Raw genomic sequence first — 15,047 nt, 5'->3', positions numbered from 1 at the left:
CCTAGTCTTTTTCCTTGGCGTCATCGACGACATCGGCTTCGGGGCGGTCGCCTCCGTTCGACCGTTCCGTTGTCCAGGTGCCGTCTGCACGCTGATATGTAATGTCCGCATCCTGGCCACCGAGCTGTTGTCGCTCCGCGGCTTGTTTGGCCGCTGCCAGTGCATCTTCGTGAGTTGGGAAAGTTTCCGACCAGACATTGTCCAGGCGGTAAGCCCAGGCGCCATCATGTTCGGCGACGTGGTAGGTAATCGACATCGGGCATTCCTTCAAGAACTTTTCGCAGGAATTTGCATGGAGGTTTCATGCGGATTGAAACGTGGAACGCAGCTCGCCCGATGCTTGTTCCCTGTCGCCTTGGCCTGTGTGAGGCTGGATTCCGTGTGCAGTCGATCTTGCGCAAACGCGGAACGCTTCATAGGCTCAGGGCGTTGATGGATTCGTTCAACGCCTCTCAATAGGAACCCCATGCGCGCTCAGTCGAAGCCGTTCATTGTCGAAGTCAAATCCTCTCGCCGTCAGGATCGCCGCCAGTCCGCCTCGATCTGGGGAAATCTGGATCTCGCAGCCGTTGCCGAAGAGATTGCGGAAGAACTGCCGCAGCCACCCGCAACCGAAACGGCCGTGGAACGGTAAGGAAGGCGAAGCGGCAGACGGGAAGCCGAAGTTCGCCCGCCTGCCTTCTCTGGCTTAGATCCCGCAGCCCTTCGCTTTCAGCCGAAGAGAGGCCGCGGGTCGGACAGTCCTAGTCCAGGAAAAACTCCAGCAGATCGGCGTTGACGATGTCGGGATGCGTCGTGCACATGCCATGCGGTAGACCGGCATAGGTCTTGAGCGTTCCGTGCTTCAGGAGCTTGACCGAAAGCGGCGCGGAATCGGCATAGGGAACGATCTGGTCGTCATCGCCATGCATGACGAGCGTCGGTACCGTGATATTTTTCAGATCGTCGGAGAAGTCGGTCTCGGAGAAGGCCTTGATGCAATCATAGTGCGCCTTGGCGGCTCCCATCATGCCCTGACGCCACCAGTTCTCGATGATACCCTGGCTGACCTTCGCGCCAGGACGATTGAACCCGTAGAACGGGCCTGCCGGCACATCGAGAAAGAACTGGGCGCGATTGGCGACAAGTGCCGCACGGAAGCCATCGAAAACCTCGAGCGGCAGACCGCCGGGGTTCTTGTCCGATTTCACCATGATCGGCGGTACGGCGCCGATCAGCACGGCCTTGGCAACGCGGCCGGGCTTGGCGCGCGCGACATAGTGGGCAACTTCGCCGCCACCGGTCGAGTGGCCGACATGGATGGCATTCTTGAGATCGAGTGCGTCGGTAAGGGCCGCAACGTCGGCGGCATAGGTGTCCATCTCGTTGCCCTGCCAGGTCTGGCTCGAACGCCCGTGGCCGCGCCGGTCATGGGCGATCACCCGGTAGCCCTTGTCCAGAAAGAACATCATTTGCGCATCCCAGTCGTCGGCGCTGAGCGGCCAGCCATGATGGAAGACGATAGGCTGGGCGGTGGCCACACCCCAATCCTTGTAGAAAATCTCAGTTCCGTCGGCGGTCTTGATAAATGGCATGGCAACGTTCCCTGTTTGTGACTGTGATTTGAGAGTTCTTGGCATCAATGGCACGCGAGCGCCCGTCCTGCGCCAATATTGTTACGCATCCCGGTCGGACAAAGCTCGCCCGCGCTGCCGTCCTACGTCATCATCATGACGTGGCGTTAGCGGCGCTTCGGGCCAACGGTAATGTGATGCAAATCGTCAAGAAGGGAAGATGCCGTTTTGGAGAATGACGGCACAAACAAAAAGACCGCCGCACCGACGTGGTCGCGCCCAGTCACACCGGCTGAACGATCCACAAACAACGAACCTATGGAAGGACGGTGTGGCTGCACTATCAAGCTGCCGGAGTTGACGCCGATCGCGCCAGCCTCCGGACTAGGCTTTGGGCATCACGCTGGATTGCAGCTCATGCCGTTACGTCTTGCGTTGTCGATGCAATCGCTGCGGTTGGAATAGCCTTGCGACGATGCTCCGACGATACGGCCGTTCGAGGCGGTGCGCCGCCAGCGCCAGCCATCCGTTCCGCTATAGACTTCCCACGTATCTCCGTTAGTTGCGACGCAGCGTGCCATGCTCACCTCCATCTTCGTTCGGATAGAGAATTGGCTAAGCGATTCGCAGCCGTGTCTCCACGAACTGGCTGCAACGCACGGTGTCGATACCGGGAGCGGCGGTTGTGTTGGTCATGCGAGGCAGACAAAATGCAAAGGAGCGGCCAAACGGCCGCTCCTTTCTCTATTTCAGCTTCGCGTTAGTTGATCCGTCGCTTCCCGCTGGACCAACCAACCAACCAACAACCCAACCAACCTTAACCAGCCTGATCAGCTGCAGCCGCTCGTCGCGCCGCATGTGTCGCACTTCTCGCAGGTGCCGTTGCGCACCATCGTGAAGTTCTGGCACTCCGAGCAAATGTTGCCGGTATAGCCCTGCATGATCGACCGGGCGCGGCGTTCGGTTTCGAGCTTCTTGGCCTCCGTCTTGGCCGATGCGGCGTCAGCCGCGGCCTTGTCGGAGAACAGTGCCGTTGCCTGCTGCTGCGCTTCGGTCGTGACTTCTTCGGTCACTTCCTCTGCGATCTCTTCGGCCAGTTCCTTGGCGCGCTCCTCGTAATCGCGCTTGAAAGCGACGATTTCGGAGGTGGAGATCGCAACCGTCGGCTCGATCTTGCGGGCGGCAGCGCCTGCGAAGGACGTTACCGTCGCACCGGAGGAGGCACGCGCTGGGGCGGCTGTTGCCGATCCCTTGGGCTCGCCGGATGCCTGGCGTTCGCTGTTCGAAACGATCGTCGGCTTGTAACCGCGGGTCCAGCCGGTCGAGACGAGGTTCGTCTTGCCTTCCTGGATGCCCTTGCCGAGAGCCGTGTTCGAGAAGTCCGACGTATCGACATGCGCCAGATCGTGGCGGCCGAGGTAGGAGACGGCCAGTTCGCGGAACACGTAGTCGAGGATTGACGTGGCGTTCTTGATTGCGTCGTTGCCGATGACCATGCCAGCCGGCTCGAACTTGGTGAAGGTGAAGGCCTCCACATATTCTTCGAGCGGCACGCCGTACTGCAGACCCAGCGAGATGGCGATGGCGAAGTTGTTCATCATCGCACGGAAGGCGGCACCTTCCTTGTGCATGTCGATGAAGATTTCGCCGATGCGACCGTCACCGAATTCGCCGGTGCGCAGATACACCTTGTGTCCGCCGACGGCGGCCTTCTGGGTGTAGCCCTGGCGGCGGTTCGGCAGCTTTTCGCGCTCGCGGGTCACGCGCTCGACCACACGCTCGATGATCTTTTCGGTGATGGTGACGGCCTGTGCGGCGACCGGCTGCTGCAGCAGATCGTCCAGTGCGTCCTCATCGCTTTCGTCTTCGATCAGCGAGGCGTTCAGCGGCTGCGACAGCTTGGAGCCGTCGCGGTAGAGAGCGTTCGCCTTCAGGCCGAGCTTCCAGGAGAGCATGTAGGCGCTCTTGCAATCGTCGACCGTTGCGTCGTTCGGCATGTTGATCGTCTTGGAGATCGCACCCGAGATGAACGGCTGGGCGGCAGCCATCATGCGGATGTGGCTGTCGACCGAGAGGTAACGCTTGCCGATCTTGCCGCAAGGGTTGGCGCAATCGAAGACGGCGAGGTGTTCGTTCTTCAGGAATGGTGCGCCTTCGAGTGTCATCGCGCCGCAGACGTGAACGTTGGCAGCCTCGATGTCCTTCTTTGCGAAGCCGACATGGTCGAGCAGGTTGAAGCTCATGTCGCCGAGCTGTTCGTCGGTAACACCAAGCGTGCCCTTCAGGAAGTCGGCGCCGAGCGTCCACTGGTTGAAGACGAACTTGATGTCGAACGCCTGCTTCAGCGCACCGTTGACGGCTTCGATCTTCTCGTCGGTGAAGCCCTTGGCCTTCAGCGAGCCGGGGTTGATCGCCGGCGCCTGGTTCAGGTTTCCGTGGCCGACGGCGTAAGCTTCGATCTCGGCGATCTGGCTCTCGGAGTAGCCGAGCGTGCGCAGGGCTTCCGGAACGGCGCGGTTGATGATCTTGAAGTAGCCGCCGCCGGCGAGCTTCTTGAATTTCACCAGCGCGAAGTCAGGCTCGATACCGGTCGTGTCGCAATCCATGACAAGGCCGATCGTGCCTGTCGGCGCGATGACGGTTGCCTGGGCGTTGCGGTAGCCGTGCTTTTCGCCAAGTTCGAGAGCCTTGTCCCAGGCGCTCTTGGCGTGCGCCGCCAGATCCTGGTCCGGGTTTTCGGAATGGATCAGCGCCACCGGGTTGATAGACAGGCCTTCATAGCCTGATGTCTCGCCATAAGCGGCGCGGCGATGGTTGCGAATGACCCGCAGCATGGCTTCGCGGTTCGGCTTGAACATCGGGAAAGGTCCGAGTTCGGAGGAGATCTCGGCCGAAGTCGCGTAGGAGATGCCGGTCATGATCGCGGTCAGCGAGCCTGCGATGGCGCGGGCTTCGTCGCTGTCATAGGGAATGCCCGACGACATCAGAAGACCGCCGATGTTGGCGTAGCCGAGGCCGATCGTGCGGTATTCGTATGAACGCTCGGCGATCTGCTTCGACGGGAACTGCGCCATCATTACGGAGACTTCAAGCACGACCGTCCACAGGCGGACCGCATGTTCGTAGTCGGCGATATCGATGCGCTTGGTTGCTGCGTCCTTGAACTGCAGCAGGTTCAGCGAAGCAAGGTTGCAGGCCGTGTCGTCGAGGAACATGTATTCCGAGCACGGGTTGGAGGCGCGGATCGAGCCTGCGGCCGGGCTGGTGTGCCAATCGTTCATCGTCGTGTTGAAGTGCAGGCCCGGATCGGCCGATGCCCATGCGGCGTAGGAGATCGATTCCCACAGGTCGCGTGCCTTCAGCGTCTTCATGATCTTGCCGTCCTTGCGGGCGGTCAGGTTCCAGTCGCCGTCATTTTCGACCGCGCGCAGGAAGTCGTCCTTGATCGAAACCGAGTTGTTGGAGTTCTGGCCGGATACCGTGAGGTAGGCTTCCGAATCCCAGTCGGTGTCGTAGGTCTTGAACTCGAGGTCCTTGTAGCCCTGGCGAGCGAACTGGATGACGCGGCCGATATAGTTCTCAGGAACCTGATCCTTCTTGGCAGCGCGGATTTCGCGCTTCAGGGCAGGGTTCTTGTTCGGGTCGAAGCAATCGCCGTTATCGCCTTCGCAATTGACGCAGGCCTTCATGATGGCCTTGAGATGCTTGGCAACGACCTTGGAGCCGGTGACGAGAGCGGCAACCTTCTGCTCTTCCTTGACCTTCCAGTTGATGTATTCCTCGATATCCGGATGGTCGATGTCGACCACGACCATCTTCGCCGCACGGCGCGTCGTGCCGCCCGACTTGATGGCGCCAGCCGCCCGGTCGCCGATCTTCAGGAAACTCATCAGGCCGGAGGAACGGCCGCCGCCGGAAAGCTTTTCGCCTTCGCCACGGAGATAGGAGAAGTTGGAGCCGGTGCCGGAGCCGTACTTGAAGAGGCGCGCTTCGCGGACCCACAGGTCCATGATGCCGCCTTCGTTGACGAGATCGTCTTCAACGGACTGGATGAAGCAGGCATGCGGCTGCGGATGCTCGTAAGCCGACTTCGACTTCGTCAGCTTGCCGGTGAAGGGGTCCACATAGAAGTGGCCCTGGCCGGGGCCGTCGATGCCGTAGGCCCAGTGCATGCCGGTGTTGAACCACTGCGGCGAGTTCGGGGCAACGCGCTGCGTGGCAAGCATGTAGGCAAGCTCGTCGCGGAAAGCAGAGGCATCTTCCTCGGACGAGAAATAGCCGCCCTTCCAGCCCCAGTAGGTCCAGGTGCCGGCAAGACGGTCGAAGACCTGGCGTGCATCGGTTTCGGAGCCGTACTGCTGATCCTTCGGAAGTTCCTTCAGAGCAGCCTCATCGGCAACCGAGCGCCACAGGAAGGAAGGAACGTCATTTTCCTCGACCTTCTTCAGGCGGGCAGGGACACCAGCCTTGCGGAAATACTTCTGCGCCAGAATGTCGGCGGCAACCTGCGAAAACTGCGCGGGAACGTCGATGTTTTCGAGGCGGAATACGATCGAACCATCGGGGTTCTTGATCTCGCTGGTCGCCTTGCGGAATTCGATAGCCGCGTAAGCGCCCTGATCTGCCTTCGTAAAACGGCGTTCTATGCGCATTTTGCCTTAACCTCTAGCTTGCGCGCCCCGTCCCCGTTGACCAGGCGCAAGTTTCCACCTCCGGCAACGCCGAAAGAGCGCAGCCAGTTCTCGTTTCCGTACCGTCACAGGAGTGTCATCCGGAGATGTTCTTCCTGTATATTGTGGTGATGGTGGCTGCAAACACTAAATATAGTATTAACAGCTTATTATCGCCAGCCCCCGGATGTCGTTTTTCGAGGGCCGAAAATCGCGCGAAATCCCCTCTGGGCGGAGATCCGTTGAAGGATCCAACACCCTGATTCCGCGCTCGATTTTCGATGAGAACCGGCCTCGTTAATTCCGGTCCAGCTGCCGCCGCAACATCAGACCTCCATTAACTTGAAATAGTGCGATTCCGTCAAGGGGTGGTTTTTAACGAAGTGTTCACCACAAGATATTGTGGATCGCCCTGTGGAGAATGGGGAAAAGAAAGTCACGCTTGTATTTCAAGGGCTTGCTGCCAAGACTGCACCGGAAATCCGAGAAAATCACAAAATTGCAGCAAACCGCAGATTTGCTGATGGCATTTCCAACGCAAATCGGCATGCCGATTCGTTTCGGAAATTACAGCGCGTCGATGGCGATCGTGACCGTCGCGATGCCGATGGCCTCACCGCTCTCGTCGTGGATCACGAAGCTCGCCTGCGTCTCCAGAAGCTGGGTCGTATCGTCCCGTTCGGCGCGATCGATGAATGTCGCGTCGGTGCCTTTGGCGAAGGTTTTCAAGAACTTGTCTTCGTCGCCCTGCCAGTAGTCGGTTGTCGGCACGCTCTGGCCGACGTTCAGGCCATGCCGGTCGGTGACAAAGATTTCGACAATGGTGCCCTGCGAATCATTCTGCTTGGATTTGAGATAGCGCGATACCGGCTTTTCCAAGAGCCGCTTCACCATCTGCCATTCGCCGTTTTGGATTTCCGACCGGTACGTGTTGTCCAGCACCCGGACGTCCATGTCGCTGATATCGCCGAACTTGGCGTTCTGGTCCTCGATCGCCTTGCGCACGAGAGGAACGAGTATGACCGGCTTCACCCGCTTCTCGACGAATTCGCGCACGACCGAAACGTAGGCGGGCTCCGCGGCCACGGGCAGGCCGTGCATACAGAGCCCAAGAACGGCAACGAAGCCGGCCAATCGCCAACCCATCATATTTGTTTCAGCATCGCGCTAGCGACCGTGCCCCCAAGGAAAGCGCCCTTGCTTTCCGTCTGTATGGCTTATGATAAAGCCTGCGGGGGACGGCGCACAGTCGAAATCGCGATGTTGGTAAACAAAGATTGGAACAATTTAAGGTTGTCGTCCTTGGTTTCGTGCTCTTGCGGGGTATTTATTCGCGACCGCCCTTGGCGATCGGCTCCTGGTAGGTAAAGCCCATATCCCAGGGGAAGTAGATCCAGGTATCCTGGCTGACCTCTGTGACGAAGGTGTCGATCATCGGAACGCCCTGCGGCTTTGCGTAGACGCAGCCGAAGTGGGCCTTCGGCAGCATGCCACGCACTTCCGAAGCGGTCTTGCCGGTGTCCGTTAGGTCGTCGACGACAAGAACGCCTTCGCCGCCATTGGCGAGGAGTTCCGGCGCGATCCCTTTCAACAGCAGCATGTCGCCCTGGTTCACATAGTCGTGGTAGGAGGCGATGCACACCGTCTCGATGAGGCGGATGTTCAGTTCGCGCGAGATGATCGCCGCAGGCACGAGACCGCCGCGGGTGATGCAAACGATCGCCTTGAATTCGCGGTTGAGCCCGGCAAGACGCCACGCAAGCGCGCGAGCGTCGCGATGGAACTGATCCCAGGATACGGGAAAGGCTTTATCGGGAAGGGACATGAGCGTGCTCCGAGGCATGAAGAATTGAGCGCCTGACATCGGCGACCGACGCTCTTTGGCTGCGTCATTCGGTCAAACGCAAATCGCGCAGTCGAAACTGCGCGATGGAACCGAAGCCGGAGCTATCGTCGGTCGTCGCAATTAGCGGAATTTGGCAGCAAAAGGCAAGCCCTTCGCAGCGTCTATCACCGTGACAGCAATGTCAGCGCGGTCATCGACTGCAGCAACGTGCGCGTCGTTCCGCCAAAAATCATCTGCCAAAGCCGCGAATGCGTGTAGGCACCCATGACCAGAAGATCGATGCTGCTGTCGGAAAGCCTGTTCTCGATGACGGTGGCGGCGTGCTTGTCCGTGCTGGTCGCGGTGGACAGCGTGACCCGGATGCCGTGGCGCGCGAGCGTCGCGGCGATATCGGCTCCGGCGACCGCCGCCGACTGCAGGGCATTGTCGACGGGGTCGACGGATAGAACCTCGACTTCATCGGCGGCCTTGAGGAAGGGCAGGGCATCGAACGCAGCGCGCGCCGCTTCCTTCGAGCCGTTCCAGGCAATGAGGACGCGCTTGATCGGCTTGGGCTGCCGTATGATGAACGGGATCATCAGCACCGGCCGGCCGCTCTCAAGCAGAAAGCTGTCCACGTCGACATGACTGTCCGACGGCCTTGAAGGATCCGCCTGCGAGGCAATGATGAGATCGGCGCTGTGAGCGCTTTCGATGAGCGGTCCGATTCCATATCCCGTTGAGGAGGCGTAGCTGCGCCATTCGAAAGATACGCCTGTCGCTTGCGCTTTCTGCTGCACGATACGTTCGATGTTGACCGTTTCGGAGTGCGCCATGTCCTGTAGAGCCTGCACCGCGACCGGATCGGGAATTTCCATCGGCGCGACGAGGGGCACGACAGCCACCGTTTCGGCGTGCAAACCTATGACATGAGCGTTGTTTGCTGCGGCAATCGCGAAAGCGAAATCGGCAACCGCTGCGCAATTGTCGGCCGTGTCGAGAATGGCAAGGATCGTTTTATAGGACATCAGGTTCTCCTGCGCGAAAAGGTCTTTGTGCAATCAATGCGTCTTGAAGGTGATCGTTTCCTTGACTTAAATCATGTGGGGCTGATCGGCTGTAAATCTACGCCTCGGCCGAATGGTTTTCTTGAATTTCCTTCGCTTTCTGGATGTCTTCGATCATTGCCCGGACATCGGCGCCGGCGGCGTCGATGACGTCCTGCGCGCGGCCGCGAACGACGATCTCGGTCGAAAACTTCTGGCCGACATAGCGCGGATAGGACCCGATGCTGGTTTCGGGATGAGCTTTTTGAATTGCTGCGAGCGGCGTGCCGATGTCGCCTTCGCCGAAGGGGCAGGATATGGCGAGGGAAAGAACCGGCGTTCCTGTTCGCAAGGTCGGGATGACGGCGTCGACCATTGCCTGAAAGACCTGCGGCACGCCTGCCATCACATGCACATTGCCGATGACAAAGCCCGGCGCTGTCGAAACCGGATTGGGGATGTGTTGAGCGCCGACGGGCATCCGCGCCATGCGCTTGCGTGCCTCGGTAAATTCCAGTTCGCGACGTTTGTACATGTCACCGAGCAGTGCCATCGCCTTGTCGTCGTAGTCGCAGGCGACGCCGAATGCCTTCGAAACCGCGTCGGCCGTGATATCGTCATGCGTCGGACCGATCCCGCCTGATGTGAAGACATAGTCGTACTTCGCGCGGAGCGCATTTAGCGGCTCGACGATCGCATCCTCCTCGTCGCCGACGATGCGGACCTCTTTCAGGTCGATGCCCGCCAGAAGCAGCATATCCGCCAGGTGGCCGATATTCTTATCCTTGGTGCGGCCGGAAAGGAGCTCATCGCCGATGGCGAGCATGGCAGCCGTTACAATTTCCTGAGTCATGAAAAGGTCTCGTATTCGATGCGTTGTTATGAACTTATAGCAAATAGGCGGTACAGGAAGCCTTTGCGTTTTTTCGCGAAAATGTGAATGCAAGCCTGATGTCGTCCACTATGATTGAACACTGAGTTTCCCTGCCTGCGGCTGGCGACCCATCGAGGGCTGCGTTAGCTATTGCTTCGAACGCAACAAAGCGTTGTGAGGCATCGTCCATGATCCAACAGTTTATCAAACGGGTTCTGTTCGGCGCGCCTGATCCGGCACCGTCGGTACCGCCAAAGAAGGAAATTGCGAAAATGGCTAAAGTTCTGGTTCTCTACTATTCGTCCTATGGTCACATCGAGACGATGGCCTATGCCGTTGCAGAAGGTGCGAAGTCCGCTGGCGCCGACGTCACCGTCAAGCGCGTGCCCGAGCTCGTTCCGGAAGACGTTGCCAAGTCATCCCATTTCAAGATGGACCAGGCCGCTCCGGTAGCGACGCCGGACGAACTCGCCGACTATGACGCTATCATCGTTGGCGCCGGCACCCGCTTCGGCACCGTCGCTTCGCAGATGCGCAATTTCTGGGACCAGACGGGCGGCCTTTGGTTCAACGGCAAGCTCGTCGGCAAGGTCGGCTCGGCCTTCACCTCCTCGGCTACGCAGCATGGCGGCCAGGAATCCACCATCCTCGGCTTCATCCCGACCTTCCTGCACCAGGGCATGGTCGTGGTCGGTCTTCCCTATGCCTTCCAGGGCCAGATGGGAACGGAAGAAGTAAAGGGCGGCTCGCCCTACGGCGCGTCGACGATCACCAACGGCGACGGCTCACGCCAGCCTTCCGCTATCGAGCTGGAAGCAGCGAAATATCAGGGCGCTCACGTCGCGAAAATCGCCGCAAAGCTCGCCTAACAGCGACCCCGTTCACAATGAAGAGCGCGTCCGAGTTCGGGCGCGCTTTTTTATGAAACGACCACGAAGCGCATAGGCGCGCTATCCGTACAATCCATGCAGTTTTGCGGTATATAAGAGAAGTGTCGCGCCGACGACCGCTGCGGCAATCAGAAATGTCGTGCCTGCTCGAAATAGCTTTAGGCGCCGTGTCCGAGCGCCATCCCAATCGTAAACCATCGCCTTACTCCCACAAGACAAGCTTACAAACTACACGCTATCGCCGCATTTCCCTCGCGGGCGCATAAAAACACATTCTAACGTGGTGATAAAGCGTCTTGTGATGAAGCCGGATCCGTCGGGTATTGTTTCGGATCGATTGCAGTACAATTCTGGTGCGGGCGGCGGGGATCGAACCCGCACAGCCAAAGGCCGAGAGATTTTAAGTCTCTTGCGTCTACCAGTTTCGCCACGCCCGCGTGGCTTTCTCCTTCAACGACTAACGCGATTCAGTCAAGTGCGTCGGAGGTAACCATCGAGGAGGATGTCCGGCCTTCAGCGACGTCAGGGCGAAATCTGTTGAAGAGACAGCCGGCCATAACGCCGAAGGACGCGCCCACGGCCTTTATCGCCGCGTCATGAAGGCGCGCATGACGGGTCGGTGACAAGTACTGCATGTATTCGATAGCCACTGCGCCGACGATGAGGAGCAGTGCGATGCGCATCCATTGCTTGGGATATGCCACCGCGAAAACCAGGCCCACCAGAAGGTAGGCCAGCGCTCGGTCGATATTGACCGTCGTGATCGTGTGCGGTCGCAACCCGATCGGCGAAACGGTCACGAAAATTATCCCGCCCAACAGGCACCAGGCGACTGGTTTGGCAAATTTGTTGATGATCATCACGCCTATATTATCGATCTCGAAATTTTCGTGCAGTGCACAATTTCGTTATCACACGCTCTTTTTTGGCCTCGCTTCATGACTTCTGCAATAGAAGTCAATTCGAGCGGAAAATGGGCTTCTTTCGCTGTTATGCCTGTGCCATAGCGGGGGCCGAAACAGCAAGGGATCGGGACCGTGACCACACAGGATGTCGAACGCGCCGAAGAAGCAATGCGGAGCCTCTTTCCGGCTACGCCGCTGCAGCTCAATGAGCACCTTTCTTCCAGATACGGTGCGGAGATTTGGCTGAAGCGCGAGGATCTTTCGCCCGTTCGGTCCTACAAGATCCGCGGTGCCTTCAATTTCTTCCGCAAGGCACTCGTCACCGGAGCTGCTGACAAGACGTTCGTATGCGCCTCCGCCGGCAACCACGCCCAGGGCTTTGCCTTTGTTTGCCGCCACTTCGGCGTTCCAGGCGTAGTCTTCATGCCGGTCACGACCCCGCAGCAGAAGATTGACAAGACCCGGATTTTCGGCGGCGAGTTCATCACGATCAAGCTGACCGGCGACTTCTTCGATCAGTGCTACAAGGCCGCGCGAGACCATGTCGAAGCGATCGATGGCGTCATGGTGCCTCCGTTTGACCATGTCGACATCATCGAGGGGCAGGCAACGGTTGCGGCTGAGATCATGCAGCAACTGCCTGAAGGAGCAGTTCCCGACCTCGTCGTCATGCCGGTCGGCGGCGGCGGTCTCGCTGCCGGCGTCAGCGGATATCTGAAGGACATCGTTCCCAGGGAAGGCTTCATCTTAACCGAGCCCGCCGGCGCTCCGAGCCTCAAGCGAAGCATCGAAGCCGGGCAGGTCGTGACGCTGCCGAAAGTCGACAATTTCGTCGATGGCGCCGCAGTCGGCCGGATCGGCGATCTGAATTTCGAAGCCCTGAAAGGGTTCTCGTCCGAGCAGGTCCTTCTCATGCCGGAGAACGCGATCTGCGTGACGATCAGCGAAATGCTGAATGTCGAGGGTGTCGTGCTAGAGCCTGCCGGTGCGCTGTCGCTGACGGCCGTGGCGTCGCTGGCCCCGGAAGCGATCCGGGGCAAAAGAATTGTCGCGATCGTGTCGGGTGGCAATTTCGACTTCGAGCGCCTGCCTGACGTGAAGGAGCGTGCGATGCGCTACGCGGGCCTCAAGAAATACTTCATCCTGCGTATGCCGCAGCGCCCGGGCGCGCTGCGCGACTTCCTCAATCTCCTGGGGCCGGACGACGATATCGCGCGTTTCGAATACCTGAAAAAGACGGCCCGCAACTTCGGTTCCGTCCTGATCGGCATCGAGACCAAGGCGCCTGAGAACTTCGCCCAGCTCGTGGCAAATTTCGAAAACGCCGCGATCGGCTTCGAAGACATCACCGAAAACGAGATACTGGCGAACCTGATTATTTAACTTTTCCGTTGCCGGGCAGCATGATAAAGGCGGGACATGGCTTCTATATTTTCCAGCATTTTTTCCATGTTTTCCGGCAACGCGAAACCGACCGGCGGCGGCGGTGCAGCCGTTGCCTCCGAGCCGCAGCTTTATGGTGATTGCACCATCTATGCCGAGCCGCAGAAGGAAGGCGGGCAGTATCGCCTGGCCGGACGTATCGAGAAGACGGTCGGAGACGAGTTGCTCGTGCGCAATTTCATCCGCGCCGACATGTTCTCGTCCTCCGACGACGCCATCGAGTGCACGGTGCGGAAGGCCCAGCAGATCATCGATCAGAACGGCCCCTCGCTGTTCAGCGATGGTGCGAAGGTGCGACAGGTCTGATCGTTTTCGCCGGAAATCGACCACTGGCGAGCACCGCACGCGCTTTTGCTCATCCATTGTTAAAGTATTGAAGCGAATGATATCGCCTGCAGGTTTTGCAGGATACTTTTGTGTTTAAGCCCGTTGAAACTTCGACTGTTTTTCGTTCGGCCGATCGGCTGGTGGCAAACGATTGCCTTGAGTTGAGAGCCGCACTTCGCCGGCTTCGACTGAACGCTGGTGGCCGGGCCGACCAATGGAAAACGTAAATCTCCTTCTCTTTGTGGTCGAGGCCATCGGCTATTTCACGCTGATGGTGACGCTGCTGCATTTCCGTTACCGCCTGGGCCTAGGCATGTTCCTGACAGCGCTCGGCGTCATGCATTTCATGGAAACCTATCTCGCGGCGGTTTTCTATGTGCCGCTGCCGTTCGGCACGGTGTCGCCCGGCTCCTCCGTCTTCTTTGCCGGAAAGCTCATGATGATCCTGATGCTTTACCTGCAGGAGGATGCGGCGATCGTTCGCCAGCCAATCTACGGATTGTTCATCGGCAACCTCCTGACGGTCAGCATCGCATGGCTGCTTCAGCTGCATTCGCCCGGAGAGTTGTCTGCGGGGCAGGGTGCCAACTTCGATTTCCTGAAGGAAATGGGCGGCCTGATGCTGTGGGGCACCGCGCTCCTCTATCTCGATTCGATCGGGATCATTCTGCTCTACGAGCGCTTGGGGCGCTATCTCAGGCATAGAGTCGTTCTGCGCTTCATGCTGTGCGGCTTTGCGCTTCTAACCTTCGACCAGATAGGCTTTTTCGGCGCTGTTCACTATTTCTTCGATGTACCGGCCGCGGCCTTCTGGGGCGGATGGAAGGCGAAGATGTTCTCCGTCTGCCTCTATACGGCGATGTTTGCGATCTACGAGCACGGAATCCGCCGGCACTCCGTGCTCGCGTTCAATTCGCGACCGATCGGTGACATCTTCGGCGACCTGACATTCCGCGAACGTTATAACGACCTCCTGAGCCGTACCGGCCGGGATGTCCTGACCGGCCTCTACGATCGCACAAGGCTGGAGCTGGAAGCGCCTGCGATGATCAAGGAAGCCTTGCGGCAGGGGCAGGATGTGACCGTCATCATCCTCGACGCGGATCACTTCAAGGACGTCAACGACCAGTTTGGCCATCTGCAGGGGGATGAGGTGCTGAAGGCCATTGCCGGGCGCCTCGGCAGCATCCTCAGGGCCAACGATCGCATGTTCCGCTTCGGCGGTGAGGAGTTCGTGGCGATCTGCCCGAACACCGATCATGGCGAAGGGCTTCGCCTTGCCGAGCGGCTGCGGTGGACGATCGCAAACAGCGTCAGCACGCCTGATGGGCGGCAGGTCACGGTCAGCGTCGGCGTCGCGACGGCGGTCGCCGACGGCGCTAGTTTCACCAGCGTGCTTTCCGCCGCCGATGAACGCCTCTACCTCGCCAAGCGCAATGGCAGAAACTGCGTGGTCGGTCGCGTCGGTCTCGACCAGACCGGCTGAGATTCAACCGGACAAAAGAAAAGGCGGC

14 protein-coding genes and 1 tRNA gene are annotated in these 15,047 nt (G+C 59.1%); 5 read left to right on the top strand and 10 right to left on the bottom strand.

Annotated elements, in window-relative coordinates; all coding sequences use genetic code 11:
* Window position 1: 1 nt before the first annotated feature.
* Window positions 2-256, bottom strand: a complete 255-nt coding sequence (locus ASE04_RS18380; RefSeq protein WP_056820034.1) for a DUF2188 domain-containing protein — start codon at window positions 254-256, stop codon at window positions 2-4.
* Between the two features lie 210 nt (window positions 257-466).
* Here ASE04_RS18380 and ASE04_RS31230 point away from each other — a divergent pair, with 210 nt between their 5' ends.
* A complete protein-coding gene (locus ASE04_RS31230; protein WP_200960737.1) occupies window positions 467-634 on the top strand; it encodes a hypothetical protein in 168 nt (55 codons plus the stop codon).
* Between the two features lie 109 nt (window positions 635-743).
* On the opposite strand, the gene ASE04_RS18375 is transcribed toward ASE04_RS31230, so the two are convergent.
* The 7 genes from ASE04_RS18375 to ASE04_RS18345 form a co-directional block, all read right to left on the bottom strand.
* Window positions 744-1,574, bottom strand: coding sequence for an alpha/beta fold hydrolase (locus ASE04_RS18375; RefSeq protein WP_056820031.1), 831 nt, complete (start codon window positions 1,572-1,574; stop codon window positions 744-746).
* 377 nt (window positions 1,575-1,951) lie between these two features.
* Window positions 1,952-2,134, bottom strand: coding sequence for a YegP family protein (locus ASE04_RS18370; RefSeq protein WP_056820028.1), 183 nt, complete (start codon window positions 2,132-2,134; stop codon window positions 1,952-1,954).
* A 249-nt stretch (window positions 2,135-2,383) separates the two neighbouring features.
* Window positions 2,384-6,205, bottom strand: a complete 3,822-nt coding sequence (locus ASE04_RS18365; protein ID WP_056820023.1) for a vitamin B12-dependent ribonucleotide reductase — start codon at window positions 6,203-6,205, stop codon at window positions 2,384-2,386.
* A gap of 585 nt (window positions 6,206-6,790) precedes the next feature.
* On the bottom strand, window positions 6,791-7,372 hold the full coding sequence (locus ASE04_RS18360) for a hypothetical protein (protein ID WP_056820020.1): 582 nt from the start codon (window positions 7,370-7,372) through the stop codon (window positions 6,791-6,793).
* A gap of 178 nt (window positions 7,373-7,550) precedes the next feature.
* Entirely contained in the window at window positions 7,551-8,048 is a 498-nt protein-coding gene (gene gpt / locus ASE04_RS18355; RefSeq protein ID WP_056820017.1) for a xanthine phosphoribosyltransferase, read from the bottom strand.
* A gap of 185 nt (window positions 8,049-8,233) precedes the next feature.
* Window positions 8,234-9,076: a universal stress protein gene (locus ASE04_RS18350; RefSeq protein ID WP_056820014.1), complete on the bottom strand. Its 843-nt coding sequence runs from the start codon at window positions 9,074-9,076 to the stop codon at window positions 8,234-8,236.
* A 97-nt stretch (window positions 9,077-9,173) separates the two neighbouring features.
* Complete coding sequence (locus ASE04_RS18345; RefSeq protein WP_056820010.1) at window positions 9,174-9,947, bottom strand: competence/damage-inducible protein A; 774 nt, start codon at window positions 9,945-9,947, stop codon at window positions 9,174-9,176.
* A gap of 293 nt (window positions 9,948-10,240) precedes the next feature.
* On the opposite strand from ASE04_RS18345, the gene wrbA reads away from it, so the two are divergent.
* Complete coding sequence (gene wrbA / locus ASE04_RS18340; RefSeq protein ID WP_056820460.1) at window positions 10,241-10,837, top strand: NAD(P)H:quinone oxidoreductase type IV; 597 nt, start codon at window positions 10,241-10,243, stop codon at window positions 10,835-10,837.
* Between the two features lie 372 nt (window positions 10,838-11,209).
* On the opposite strand, the gene ASE04_RS18335 is transcribed toward wrbA, so the two are convergent.
* Both ASE04_RS18335 and ASE04_RS18330 read right to left on the bottom strand, forming a co-directional pair.
* Window positions 11,210-11,295, bottom strand: a tRNA-Leu gene (locus ASE04_RS18335).
* A gap of 30 nt (window positions 11,296-11,325) precedes the next feature.
* Complete coding sequence (locus ASE04_RS18330) at window positions 11,326-11,718, bottom strand: antibiotic resistance protein VanZ (RefSeq protein WP_056820007.1); 393 nt, start codon at window positions 11,716-11,718, stop codon at window positions 11,326-11,328.
* 177 nt (window positions 11,719-11,895) lie between these two features.
* On the opposite strand from ASE04_RS18330, the gene ilvA reads away from it, so the two are divergent.
* The 3 genes from ilvA (at window position 11,896) to ASE04_RS18315 (ending at window position 15,019) form a co-directional block, all read left to right on the top strand.
* Window positions 11,896-13,146, top strand: coding sequence for a threonine ammonia-lyase (gene ilvA / locus ASE04_RS18325; protein WP_056820003.1), 1,251 nt, complete (start codon window positions 11,896-11,898; stop codon window positions 13,144-13,146).
* Between the two features lie 36 nt (window positions 13,147-13,182).
* The gene (locus ASE04_RS18320) at window positions 13,183-13,512 is read left to right on the top strand and encodes an HlyU family transcriptional regulator (RefSeq protein WP_056820000.1); all 330 of its coding nucleotides are present in this window, start codon (window positions 13,183-13,185) and stop codon (window positions 13,510-13,512) included.
* A 235-nt stretch (window positions 13,513-13,747) separates the two neighbouring features.
* Entirely contained in the window at window positions 13,748-15,019 is a 1,272-nt protein-coding gene (locus ASE04_RS18315; protein WP_056819997.1) for a GGDEF domain-containing protein, read from the top strand.
* Window positions 15,020-15,047 lie beyond the last annotated feature (28 nt).

Source organism: Rhizobium sp. Root708 (assembly GCF_001429725.1).
In the GTDB taxonomy this organism is placed as follows: Bacteria; Pseudomonadota; Alphaproteobacteria; order Rhizobiales; family Rhizobiaceae; genus Rhizobium.
Note: the sequence above shows the minus strand (reverse complement) of the source record. Positions and strands in the feature narration are given on the sequence as shown.